Annotated in this window: 13 protein-coding genes; all 13 read left to right on the plus strand. The window is 58.4% G+C overall.

Annotated elements, in window-relative coordinates:
• The first annotated feature begins 19 nt into the window (after positions 1-19).
• The 13 genes from AC2FNU_RS08890 (at position 20) to AC2FNU_RS08950 (ending at position 12,161) form a co-directional block, all read left to right on the plus strand.
• Positions 20-1,162, plus strand: coding sequence for a phosphatase PAP2 family protein (locus AC2FNU_RS08890; protein ID WP_496787339.1), 1,143 nt, complete (start codon positions 20-22; stop codon positions 1,160-1,162).
• A gap of 18 nt (positions 1,163-1,180) precedes the next feature.
• Positions 1,181-2,758, plus strand: a complete 1,578-nt coding sequence (locus AC2FNU_RS08895) for a S8 family serine peptidase (protein ID WP_496787341.1) — start codon at positions 1,181-1,183, stop codon at positions 2,756-2,758.
• 137 nt (positions 2,759-2,895) lie between these two features.
• Positions 2,896-4,059, plus strand: coding sequence for a putative lipid II flippase FtsW (gene ftsW / locus AC2FNU_RS08900; RefSeq protein WP_480798514.1), 1,164 nt, complete (start codon positions 2,896-2,898; stop codon positions 4,057-4,059).
• Positions 4,059-5,156, plus strand: a complete 1,098-nt coding sequence (locus AC2FNU_RS08905; protein ID WP_496787343.1) for a UDP-N-acetylglucosamine--N-acetylmuramyl-(pentapeptide) pyrophosphoryl-undecaprenol N-acetylglucosamine transferase — start codon at positions 4,059-4,061, stop codon at positions 5,154-5,156. The genes ftsW and AC2FNU_RS08905 overlap by 1 nt, the downstream gene beginning before the upstream one ends.
• On the plus strand, positions 5,153-6,562 hold the full coding sequence (gene murC, locus AC2FNU_RS08910; protein ID WP_496787345.1) for a UDP-N-acetylmuramate--L-alanine ligase: 1,410 nt from the start codon (positions 5,153-5,155) through the stop codon (positions 6,560-6,562). The genes AC2FNU_RS08905 and murC overlap by 4 nt, the downstream gene beginning before the upstream one ends.
• 78 nt (positions 6,563-6,640) lie before the next feature.
• A complete protein-coding gene (locus AC2FNU_RS08915; protein ID WP_496787347.1) occupies positions 6,641-6,889 on the plus strand; it encodes a DUF2484 family protein in 249 nt (82 codons plus the stop codon).
• The gene (locus tag AC2FNU_RS08920) at positions 6,886-7,152 is read left to right on the plus strand and encodes a DUF2484 family protein (protein ID WP_496787350.1); all 267 of its coding nucleotides are present in this window, start codon (positions 6,886-6,888) and stop codon (positions 7,150-7,152) included. Before AC2FNU_RS08915 ends, AC2FNU_RS08920 begins: the two co-directional genes overlap by 4 nt.
• 21 nt (positions 7,153-7,173) lie before the next feature.
• A complete protein-coding gene (locus AC2FNU_RS08925) occupies positions 7,174-7,467 on the plus strand; it encodes a hypothetical protein (protein WP_496787353.1) in 294 nt (97 codons plus the stop codon).
• Positions 7,464-8,390, plus strand: a complete 927-nt coding sequence (murB, locus tag AC2FNU_RS08930; protein ID WP_496787356.1) for a UDP-N-acetylmuramate dehydrogenase — start codon at positions 7,464-7,466, stop codon at positions 8,388-8,390. The genes AC2FNU_RS08925 and murB overlap by 4 nt, the downstream gene beginning before the upstream one ends.
• A 109-nt stretch (positions 8,391-8,499) precedes the next feature.
• Positions 8,500-9,417 carry a D-alanine--D-alanine ligase gene (locus tag AC2FNU_RS08935; protein WP_496787359.1) on the plus strand — a complete coding sequence of 306 codons (918 nt, stop codon included), beginning with the start codon at positions 8,500-8,502 and terminating at the stop codon, positions 9,415-9,417.
• Positions 9,405-10,412: a cell division protein FtsQ/DivIB gene (locus AC2FNU_RS08940; RefSeq protein ID WP_496787360.1), complete on the plus strand. Its 1,008-nt coding sequence runs from the start codon at positions 9,405-9,407 to the stop codon at positions 10,410-10,412. The genes AC2FNU_RS08935 and AC2FNU_RS08940 overlap by 13 nt, the downstream gene beginning before the upstream one ends.
• Positions 10,413-10,420: 8 nt before the next feature.
• Entirely contained in the window at positions 10,421-11,755 is a 1,335-nt protein-coding gene (gene ftsA / locus AC2FNU_RS08945) for a cell division protein FtsA (protein WP_171092297.1), read from the plus strand.
• Complete coding sequence (locus AC2FNU_RS08950) at positions 11,742-12,161, plus strand: hypothetical protein (protein ID WP_496787362.1); 420 nt, start codon at positions 11,742-11,744, stop codon at positions 12,159-12,161. The genes ftsA and AC2FNU_RS08950 overlap by 14 nt, the downstream gene beginning before the upstream one ends.
• Positions 12,162-12,233 lie beyond the last annotated feature (72 nt).

Here is a 12,233-nt window from a genome sequence, read left to right on the forward strand (position 1 = left end):
GTTTTGGAAGGGGGACAGTATGGACTACAAAGACACGCTAAACGCGTTTGGCATGCTTGCGCGACGTGGAGAATTGATTTCCTGCAAGGCGTTAAAACTCGCAAGCTTGGGTCAGGGCCAGGGGAATCCGCGCGCAGCGGTCGAAGCTGCGTTCTTTGCCGCCCAAAGTAAGAACGCTCTGATCTTTATTGAGGCGCTGAGCAAAGTTGAACCGGCATTGTTTACGTCAGAGACCCTCATGAAAATTCAAAGTATCTTTGACGAAAATGAAGTCGCGCGGTTGTTAGACGTCGGCGACATCAAGGATTTGGTTCAGAATGAACTCTTGAACAGATCCGCTTTTGGGGTCGCCGCACTATCGCTCAGCCAAAGCTCGGCCTTTGCGCTCAACCGAAATCGGAACAGAAATCGTAACCGGAACAGAAACCGGAACAGAAATCGCAACCGAAACCGAAATCGAAATCGGAACCGTGGTGATTTTGCCTTTGAAGGCAGCGAAGCTGCTTTCGGGTGGCGTGAAATGCGCGACCTATGCCAGATCGGCGTTCCGCTGGCAGATCAGCTTAAAGGCAAGATCTGGGAAAACATTGATCTGCTTCCACCGCCCGGGCCAGATGATAGTCTTGAGGAGACCAGCTATCTGCTCAAGCTGCAAGGCGCGTTGAAAGACCCTGACCAGGCGTTGCGCCGTGAAGAAATCGTAGCGCAGGCCAGTTTCGGGATCGATGACTACCTGTCGCCTCTGGGTATCGAAGACGACGGAGGCTTTGGTGCCACACGTGCGCTTATGGTGATCCTTCTGGAACTGACCAATGAGGTCGGGCTGACCTATAAGAACCGGTTCAGCCGACCGCGCCCGAACATTATCCAGCCTTTGATCCGGCCTTACATTGCGGTGCCGTATCACGCGGCATATCCTTCGAACCATTCCTTCCAGTCCTTTGCAATTGCCGAAATGTTCTCGCGTATCCTGCCCGAGCATCCCGGGACAATAGCCCTGTTCCATCGGGCGCAGCGTATTGCCGAAAACCGCGAATGGGCAGGGCTGCACTATCCCAGTGACACCGCAGCAGGGCGCGAACTGGCCCGCAAAACAGTCGCCTATATGGCCGAGGTTCTGGACGAGCTTATGGACGCCGCCCAGGACGAGTGGCTGGGTTGAGCTAGGGGAGGATTTGAGATGACCGACGGTCAGGAAAACTATGAACGTTTCTACTATCTTTGGCATCTGGTTGCGATAAACGCGATCACGGTACCGAACCCTCCGGCAAGCGGTGAGATTTGCCCGGAAATTGGCGATGTGGCCTGGGATTTCACCCCGCCGCCGGACAGCAAGGCACATATCGCTCTGATCGATATGGGGGTCGCGCCCTATCACCCGAATCTGGACGCACCAACAGGAGATGGACAGATTCTGTGGGACGACGCGCTTGATCTGGCCAGCCATCCTTACGGAGCGAAATACGATCTGCTGAGCTCATTCTTAGCGACGGACAAGCACCGGGAAGAAAAGGTGTCATTGCTGAGTGGTTTGCCCGCAGGCTCGACCATCGGAACGCTCACTTCGGCAGAAGAAAAGATCATCGACGAAATCCGGTCAGGGTGCGGTGTCAAACGGTATGTTCACGCCTATGATGACCGCTATGCCGCGCACGGGACCAGCTGCGCAGGTCTGACCAGTGGCACCTCATACGCGGCCGATCAGTTCGGTAACGCGGGCAACATCGCAACCTATTTCGGTGTCGACCCGCTCAGCAAAGTTCTGCCAATCACCACCTCGATCTCTCCCAGCCCGCGAGAATTGATTGCGGCATTCCTTTATGCCTTTTCAAAGAACGTCGAGGTGATCCTTTTCCCAAGGGATGTTGCGGACCCGAACCATTGGCCGGGGTATACTGAGCTGGATGAAGACGAAAAGACGCGGATTCACGAAACCAAGCCAGGTGAGCCGTCACAGGATGCACTTGGCATCAGCGCGGACTGGGCCCTTCTGAGGAAGGTCATCACATGGGTCAGCAAAAAAATCCCTGTGGTTTGCGCCGCGGGAAATGATGGCAGAAGCAAGTTGATCTACCCCGCCAGCCTGTCATCTGACTCGGATAACGGTGTCATATCTGTCGGAGCCGTGAGTTATCAGGCTTTTCGGTCTGGCTATTCAAACTATTCATCCGAAGACCACCTGACTGTTGTGGCCCCTTCGGATGATGGAGAGGTGTATAACCGGAACCAGATCCGCCTTGACCGGCAAGCCGCTTCAGCTGGCGATTTCCACGTCGATCACGAGCTGCACAAAAAACCGGGTTCTTGCACAGAAAACATTCCTTATGTTCCTTATTCACCCCAGCGGCTTGTCACGCTCGATGTGCCGGGTCCGCGTGGTTATGTCGAGGGAACCCTTGCGGGACCGGTGGCTGCCCGAGCAAAAGCAGGAGACGATCCGGCTGGGCTGTACACAGAGTTTGGTGGTACCTCGGGGGCTTGTGCTCTGGTCGCAGGCGCGATTGCATTGATGCAGCGAAAATCTGCGGTTCATTTGTCGGGAAAGGATATCAAAGATATTTTCGAAGGACTGAGCGCAAGCCCCACTCGGCACAGCGTCGCGCATTGGTATTGGTTGCCCATCGGAGTCGATGAGCTTCAGGTGGATGACGTAAACGGGAAAAAGAATGCCATGGGTGCTCCGGTTTTGCCCACCAAGGACGAGCTTTTTGGAAAAGCAGGTCTTCTCGACGTCGCGAAGCTGTTGGCGCTGGTCTGATCTTTCGCGCTGAACAACATGGGGGCTGAAAATCCGGTTTGGCCCTCATTCCACTAGCCCAAACACCAAATTGCATGTAGACTCTCAAACAGATCCCGAAAACGGGACGTTAACGAGGCAGAGAGTGGCGGTATCTCATGACTGAGATGGTGTATGGCGCGGTCCAGGACCAGCGCGGAGAACCGATTCTACCAAAGTGGTGGCGTACAATTGATCGCTGGACGATGTCCTGCGTATTGATCCTGTTCACAATCGGTTTGTTGCTGGGGTTGGCTTCATCGCCGCCCTTGGCTGGGCGCAACGGGTTCGATCCGTTTCACTATGTCGAGCGTCAGGCTCTGTTCGGCGGATTGGCGCTGATCGCGATGTTGCTGACATCGATGATGTCTCCGACGCTGGTGCGGCGTTTGGCCGTTCTTGGGTTTCTGGCGTCATTTGTGGCGCTGGTCTTTCTGCCTGTCTTCGGAACCGACTTTGGAAAAGGCGCGGTGCGCTGGTATTCGCTGGGCTTTGCCTCGCTGCAACCCTCTGAATTCTTGAAACCAGGCTTCATTGTTGTGGCGGCATGGTTGCTGGCCGCGTCGCAAGAGATTAACGGCCCTCCCGGACGGATCTGGTCCTTTGCGCTGTGCATGTCGATCGTCGGGATGTTGGTGATGCAGCCCGATTTCGGTCAGGCGTGCCTGATCCTGTTCGGCTGGGGCGTCATGTATTTCGTGGCCGGAGCCCCTATGCTTTTGCTCGTCGGCATGGCGGGCGCGGTCGTGTTGGCCGGTATGTTTGCCTATTCGAATTCCGAACACTTTGCCCGCCGCATTGATGGTTTCCTGAACCAAGAGGTCGATCCGACCACCCAGCTGGGCTATGCCACCAACGCCATCCGCGAAGGCGGGTTGTTCGGCGTCGGTGTGGGGGAAGGGCAGGTGAAATGGTCGCTGCCCGATGCCCATACCGATTTCATCATTGCTGTCGCGGCCGAGGAATACGGCCTGATCCTCGTGCTGATCATCATCGCGCTCTATGCGCTGATCGTCGTGCGTTCGTTGCTGCGGCTGATGCGCGAACGGGACATGTTCATTCGTCTGGCAGGCACCGGATTGGCCTGCATGTTCGGCGTTCAGGCGATGATCAACATGGGCGTCGCCGTGCGCCTGTTGCCCGCCAAGGGCATGACGTTGCCTTTCGTCAGCTATGGCGGGTCGTCCCTGATCGCGGGCGGTATTGCCATCGGCATGTTGCTGGCGTTTACCCGAACCCGCCCACAGGGCGAGCTTGGTGATATTCTGCGTGGACGAGGCTAATGGGGAAACCTTACCTTTTGATTGCGGCTGGCGGAACCGGGGGCCACATGTTCCCCGCTCAGGCCCTGGCCGAGGCTTTGCTTCGCAAAGGCTGGCGCGTGCGCCTGTCCACCGATGCACGCGGTGCGCGCTATACCGGCGCCTTCCCGGATGCGACCGAGATTACCGAGGTGTCCTCGGCCACCTTTGCGCGCGGCGGTTTGGCGGCCAAGGCACTGGTCGGTCCCAAGATCGTGGGCGGCGTGACCAGCATGTACTTCCAGATGATGCGGGATAAGCCCGACGTGGTTGTGGGGTTTGGTGGGTATCCGTCAATCCCTGCGCTGGGCGCGGCAACGCTGCTGAAAATCCCACGCATGATTCACGAGCAGAACGGTGTTCTGGGCCGCGTGAACAAGCTTTTCGCTACCCGTGTTGCGCAAGTGGCTTGCGGTGTCTGGCCAACCGATCTGCCCGAAGGGGCGCAAGGCATTCACACCGGCAATCCGGTACGCGCCGCCGTTCTGGACCGTGCCGCCGCGGGATACATTCCACCCGGCGATTACCCGATGTCGATATTGGTCATGGGCGGTTCACAAGGCGCGCGTATCCTGAGCGACGTGGTGCCCGAGGCCATTGCCGCCTTGCCTGAAAACATCCGTAGCCACATCCGCGTTTCGCATCAGGCCCGGGATGAGGACAGCGCGCGTGTCACGGCATTCTACAATGATCATGGTATCCGCGCAGAAGTTCAGACCTTTTTCGCTGATGTGCCCAGACGCATGTCGGATGCTCAGTTGATTATTTCGCGCTCAGGCGCATCAAGTGTCGCCGATATCTCGGTCATTGGACGACCCTCGATCCTGATCCCCTTTGCCGCCGCCGCCGGAGATCATCAAACCGCCAATGCGCGTGGATTGGTACAGGCAGGCGGTGCGATCATGATCCCTGAAAATGCGCTTGACGTTCGCGCCTTGACGCAGCAAATGACCACGGTTCTGACCAACCCCGAAGCCGCACAGAAAATGGCCCATGCCGCCCTTTCGACCGGTGCCCCCGACGCGACCGAGCGTCTTGTGCATCTTGTCGAACAGCTGGCGCAGAAGGAGACCGCATGAATCCCGCAACCAAACTGCCGCAGGACGTAGGACCGATTCACTTTGTGGGGATCGGAGGGATCGGGATGTCCGGCATCGCCGAGGTGCTTTTGAATCTGGGGTATCGTGTGCAGGGCTCGGACTTGAAGGCATCGAAGATCACTGACCGGTTGGCGGGGTTGGGGGCTGAAATCTTTGTCGGGCAGCGGGCTGATAACCTTGAAAACGCCGCTGTTGTGGTTGTTTCGACTGCGATCAAACCCGGCAACCCGGAATTGGATGAGGCACGCGCCCAAGGGCTGCCCGTTGTGCGGCGCGCTGACATGCTGGCCGAGCTGATGCGCCTGCGTTCGAATATCGCCATTGCGGGCACACACGGCAAAACGACCACGACCACGATGATGGCCGAGCTGATGGTGGCGGGTGATTTCGACCCGACCGTGATCAATGGCGGTATCATCCACGCCTATGGCTCGAATGCGCGCATGGGGCAGGGCGAATGGATGGTGGTCGAAGCGGACGAATCCGACGGCTCGTTCAACCGTCTGCCAGCGACCATCGCCATCGTCACCAATATCGACCCAGAGCATATGGAGCATTGGGGGGATTTCGACAGGTTGCGCGATGGCTTCCACGAATTCGTCTCGAACCTGCCTTTCTATGGTCTGGCCGTTTGCTGCACCGACCATGCTGAGGTGCAGGCTTTGGTCGGGCGCATCACGGACCGGCGCGTGCGCACCTATGGCTTCAACGCGCAGGCCGACGTGCGTGCCGAAAATCTGACCTATAAAGGCGGCGTTGCGCATTTCGACATTCACCTGCAATACGAAGACAAGGTGATCGAAGGTTGCACCCTGCCAATGCCCGGCGACCACAACGTCTCAAACGCATTGTCCGCTGTGGCGGTTGCCCGCCATTTGGGTATGAAAGCATCCGAAATCCGAGAAGCCCTGGCCAATTTCGGTGGTGTGAACCGCCGTTTTACGAAGGTCGGAGAAGTCGATGGTGTCACGATCATCGACGACTATGGCCATCACCCGGTTGAAATTGCCGCTGTTCTAAAGGCGGCGCGTCAAGCGACCGAAGGTCGTGTCATCGCTGTCCACCAACCTCACCGCTACTCACGCCTGTCTAATCTGTTCGACGACTTCTGCACGTGCTTCAACGACGCGGACGTGGTCGCCATCGCCGAAGTTTTTGCGGCCGGGGAAGACCCGATTGAAGGCGCCTCGCGCGATGATCTGGTGCAGGGCCTGATCCGCCACGGCCATCGGCATGCGCGGGCGCTGTTTGACGAAAACGACCTGGAGCGCCTCGTCCGAGAACAAGCCCGTCCCGGGGATATGGTTGTCTGTCTTGGGGCAGGTACCATCAGCGCATGGGCCAATGGTCTGCCAGAGAGGTTGCAGAGGAAACAAGCTGTTTGACGTGGCAAACGCTTGGGTGCACAACCCTGGGATGAAACCCTGATTCTGCCAATCGCCACCCTTCCAAAGGAGCGGAGAATGAACCTGTCGATCATATTTGCCATACTTTGGGTCATGTGTTCTACGGTCGTAGCCTTTTTGCCCATGCGATTGCAGTTTCCGCCCGGTATCGTATTGCTGGCCAGCGCGCCGCTTCTGATCCTTTGGCTCGGTTATGATTACGGCTGGTTTGTCGGGCTGCTGGCGTTTGCTGCGTTTGCCTCAATGTTCCGCAACGCCTTTCGGTATTTCTGGAACAAATGGGGCGGATCCAAGGCGGCAGAATGAGCTGGTCGATCGCACTAGCCGCGCTTTGGGGTGTCGCAGCAAATGTGCTGGCGATGATCCCCAGCAAAGATAATCATTGGACCCGCGCCTATGTCCTCATCGCGGTAGGTGTCCCTCTTTTGGGGTACGTCACCTATGAAAACGGCCCGTGGATCGGATTGCTTGTTTTGGTCATGGGCATGTCGATGCTGCGCTGGCCGGTGATTTACCTGACCCGTTGGACAAAAGCGAAAATGCAAGGCATGAAGGCGGCCAACAGGTAACGGCCATTTTCAGGAGGCCACATGGTCGACATTGCTACTTTCGCTTATTTGCCACTCATTTCTTTGATCCTTGGTGGCGTTGCCGGACTTATTGCCGGGCGCTGGATCGGTGTCAGAGGATTGCTTTGGCTCATCGGCCTGACTTCGGTTGTTGCGTTGGTGCTGATCGTGATGTTGGCGGGTGTCGGTACAGGGGAAGAGGAGCAAGCATTTGGTCCCTTTATCTGGTTGACTGGATCGGTCCTGCCGTTCCTGCTTGCGGTTATCGTGGGTGGTGTTGGCGGTCGTAGCCTGGCGAAAAAGTCAACCACATGAGCATCCTACCCGAAGTTCGGGGTCGCCTGACGCCGGCCCGCCCGCTGAACGATCTGACATGGCTCCGCGTTGGTGGCCCTGCAGATTACTTGTTCCAACCGGCCGACGTCGAAGACCTGCAAGTGTTTTTGCGGGGTCTTTCATCGGATGTTCCGGTTTTTCCAATGGGTGTCGGTTCAAACCTGATCGTGCGCGATGGCGGTTTGCGCGCTGTGGTGATCCGTTTGGGACGCGGTTTCAACGGGATCGAGATCGATGGAAACACGGTCACCGCAGGTGCGGCAGCGTTGGACGCGCATGTGGCGCGCAAAGCAGCGGATGCAGGAGTGGACCTGACCTTTTTGCGCACCATACCCGGTTCTGTTGGCGGAGCGGTGCGAATGAACGCGGGCTGCTATGGCAACTACACGGCGGATGTGCTGAAAACAGCCACCATTGTCACTCGGCAAGGTGATGTCATGGACCTGTCCCCCGATGACCTGAACTTCCGCTATCGCCAATCCGATCTGCCCGAAGGCGCGGTGCTGATTTCCGCCACGTTTGAAGGTGCGTCGGGCAATCCCGAAGATCTCCATGCCCGGATGGGCGCGCAGATCAAGAAGCGCGACGAGACGCAGCCAACCAAGGATCGCAGCGCCGGGTCGACCTTCCGCAATCCGGCGGGCTTTTCTTCGACCGGTCGGGCGGATGACGTGCACGACCTCAAGGCGTGGAAGGTGATCGACGATGCGGGAATGCGTGGTGCCACCCTGGGTGGCGCACAGATGAGTGCCAAGCACTCGAATTTCCTGATCAATACCGGCACCGCCACCGCCGCTGACCTCGAAGGGTTGGGCGAACAGGTGCGAAAAAAGGTTTACGAAACAAGCGGCATCACGCTAGAGTGGGAAATCATGCGGGTCGGTGATCCGCTGACAGAATAAAGCCCCAACCGTCAGACCATAACAGGCTAATTTAAGGCGACGGATCAAAGGCATAAACGCAGTACGGACCACCACATAAGGTCCGGGGACATTGAGGCGCACGTTGGGTATGTCGAGCAGGACAAACCCCAAAGTGGCGGTATTGATGGGTGGACCCTCGGCGGAACGCGAGGTGTCTCTCAGCTCTGGGCGCGAATGCGCAGCCGCCCTTGTGGGAGAAGGCTTTGAAGTGGTCGAACTGGACGCAGGTCCCGACCTCTATGCGCGTCTTTTGGATATCAAGCCAGATGTGGTTTTCAACGCCCTGCATGGCCGCTGGGGTGAAGACGGCTGTGTGCAGGGTCTGCTGGAATGGATGCGCATTCCCTACACCCATTCCGGTGTTTTGGCCTCGGCTCTCGCGATGGACAAGCAGCGCAGCAAAGAGGTGTACCAGGCCGAGGGCTTGCCGATTGTGCCCAGCGTGATTGTGCCGAAGGTCGAGGTCATCGAAATGCATGTGATGGAGCCCCCTTATGTGGCCAAGCCCAACAACGAGGGTTCCAGCGTTGGCATCTACATCGTGCACGAAAACGCCAATGGCCCGCCGCAGCTGGACGAAGCGATGCCCGATCAGGTCATGGTCGAAAAATACGTGGCGGGGCGCGAGCTGACCGTGACCGTGATGGGCGACCGCGCCCTGACCGTGACGGAAATCATGACCGATGATGGCTGGTATGACTACGACGCCAAGTACAAACCCGGTGGTTCTTGGCATGTTCTGCCCGCTGACATTCCGCAAGACATCTTTGATCGTTGCATGGATTACGCCGTACGCGCGCATGATGCGTTGGGGTGCAGGGGTGTCAGTCGTACCGATTACCGCTGGGACGACAGCATGGGCGCTGACGGTCTGTTTCTGCTGGAGACCAACACGCAACCCGGCATGACGCCCACGTCACTGGCCCCGGAACAGGCCGCCCATCTGGGCATGACCTTCGGCCAGCTTTGCGCCTGGATGGTGGAGGACGCCTCATGCGACCGCTGACCGCCAGCCGTTCACTGGAAATCCATCGCAGCAAGCCGCTTGCGGGGCCGGATGCCGATTTCGCCTCGGCAGACACGGAATCGCATGAGGCTGAGCCGCTTTTGCGCCTGCGCGGGGCGCGGGTGTTTTCCCGCACGGCACGTCGCAGCGATCCAGCGCCGTCGCGCCTGAGTTACCGGCTTCAACGCTGGATGCTTACGCCGGGCATTCGGATGGGTGTCAAAGTGGGCTTGCCAATCTGTGCCGTGGCGGCGGCTGTTGGGCTTTACTTCGCCTCGCAAGAACGGCGCGACGCTGTCACCGCCTTTGTCGCCGATATCCGTACTTCGATTCAGGAACGTCCCGAGTTCATGGTCAATCTGATGGCTATCGACGGGGCAGGCACCAGCTTGTCCGAGGATATCCGAGAGGTCGTGCCTCTGGATTTCCCGATCAGTTCCTGGGATCTGGATGTCGAACATATGCGCGATACGATCGCCGGGCTGGACCCGGTGAAATCAGCAACGGTGCGCATCCGCCCAGGCGGCATCCTGCAAGTGGACGTGGTTGAACGTCAGCCGGTGATTGTCTGGCGCACCCGGGACGGGCTGGAGTTGCTGGATGAAACCGGAGCCCATGTCAAAGAGACATCCTCGCGCAAGGATCATGCGAACCTGCCACTGATCGCGGGCAAGGGCGCTGATGTTCACGTGGCTGAGGCGCTTGAAATCTTTCAGACTTCGCGCAGTTTGGGCAATCGCGTGCGCGGGCTGGTACGCGTGGGCGAGCGGCGCTGGGATCTGGTTCTGGATCGCGGTCAACGCATCATGCTGCCGACTGAACGCCCGGTGCGCGCGCTGGAACGCGTTCTGGCGGTGAACGAAGTGCAGGACCTTCTGGAACGTGACGTGGCCGTGGTCGACATGCGTCTTGGCCAGCGTCCGACCATTCGAATGAGCAAAGCCGCCAGCGAAGACTGGTGGAATACAAAAGTGAACGTGAGTAACGGGCAGTAACGACCATGATGACCGATCTTTATCAGTCCCAACGCGCCATGCGGCAGATGCGGCGACAGGCTTTGCAACGCGGTGTGATTGCGATTTTGGATGTGGGTAGCTCAAAAATTGCCTGCCTTGTTTTGCGTTTTGACGGCACGGGTCGGCTGAGTGAAGACAATACCATCGGTTCGATGGCCGGTCAGACCGGGTTTCGTGTCATTGGCGCGGCGACCACACGTTCGCGCGGCGTACAGTTTGGCGAAGTCACCGCCATGCAGGAAACCGAACGCGCCATCCGCACCGCGCTGCAAGCGGCGCAGAAGATGGCCGATATGCGCGTCGATCACGTGATTGCCTGTTTCTCGGGGGCCAATCCGCGCTCTTACGGGTTGGATGCACAGGTGGATCTTGACGGTCAGCTTGTGACCGAGGCTGAAGTTGGCCGCGTTTTGAATGCTTGTGACGTGCCCGATTACGGCGAGGGGCGCGAAGTGTTGCACGCGCAGCCGGTGAACTTTGCGCTCGACAACCGTTCGGGTCTGATCGATCCCCGCGGTCAGATGGGGCAAAGCCTCGCGGTCGACATGCATATGCTAACCGTAGACGCGATGGCGATCCAGAACATTGTGCGTTGTATCAAGCGTTGTGATCTTGAGCTCGCAGGTATTGCCAACTCGGCATATGTGTCGGGTATCTCCGCTTTGGTCGAGGATGAGCAGGAACTGGGCGCGGCCTGTATCGACATGGGTGGTGGCACCACCAGCGTGTCGATCTTCATGAAAAAACACATGATCTATGCGGATTGCGTCGGCATGGGCGGCGATCACGTAACCAGCGACATCTCGATGGGTCTGGGTGTGCCTGCGGCTGTGGCCGAGCGGATCAAAACATTTAATGGGGGCGTCCACGCCACAGGGGCTGACGACCGGGATATGATTGACATTGGTGGCGACACCGGCGACTGGGAACACGACCGTCGCACCGTCAGTCGGGCCGAGTTGATCGGCATCATGCGCCCGCGCGTCGAAGAGATTCTGGAAGAGGTCCGCGTGCGTCTTGACGCCGCTGGGTTCGAACATATGCCAAGTCAACAAATCGTTCTGACAGGGGGTGGCAGTCAGATCATGGGGCTGGACGGGCTTGCCACCCGTATTCTGGGACAGCGCGTGCGTCTGGGTCGCCCGCTGCGCGTGCATGGCTTGCCGCAATCGGCAACGGGCCCTGCGTTTTCCTCTGCTGTGGGTCTCAGCCTGTTTGCGGCTCATCCGCAGGACGAATGGTGGGATTTCGAGATTCCGGTCGACACCTATGCTGCGCGCCCGTTCAAACGCGCAGTGCGGTGGTTCCGTGATAACTGGTAAGCACTTGCGCTGGGCTGCGCTGGGCGCTGCCCTGTTGCCAGGCTGGGCGTGGGCGCAGAGCATGATTACCCCGGACGCATTTCTTGATGCAGCCGTTGGCAAAACGCTTACCTTCCACGAGATTCGCAGCGGAGACCTTGTTGGGACCGAGCAATTTCTGAACCGCCGCGTCTCGGTTTGGCGGGAAGAGGGCCGGGGGTGCGTTTATGGGCAAATCACGACGCCAAACGGCCAGATCTGCTTTCTTTATGACAACGACCCGGACGGGATCCCGGTTTGCTGGTGGCCGTTCCTGCACGAAGGCCGTCTGATGGTGAGGCTGGCGTCATTTGCAGACGGAGAAATTCAGGAAGTGCGCAGTATCACGCAAAGCGACTTGAACTGTCCAAACGCCCCGACCAGTTGAAGATTTCGGTTGCGGAGCACAGTTTTATCCCTCAAGATATCCACAGGGCCCGTCAGAGGTCTCGCGGCAGGA

It is taken from the genome of Ruegeria sp. BHSB064, assembly GCF_059613205.1.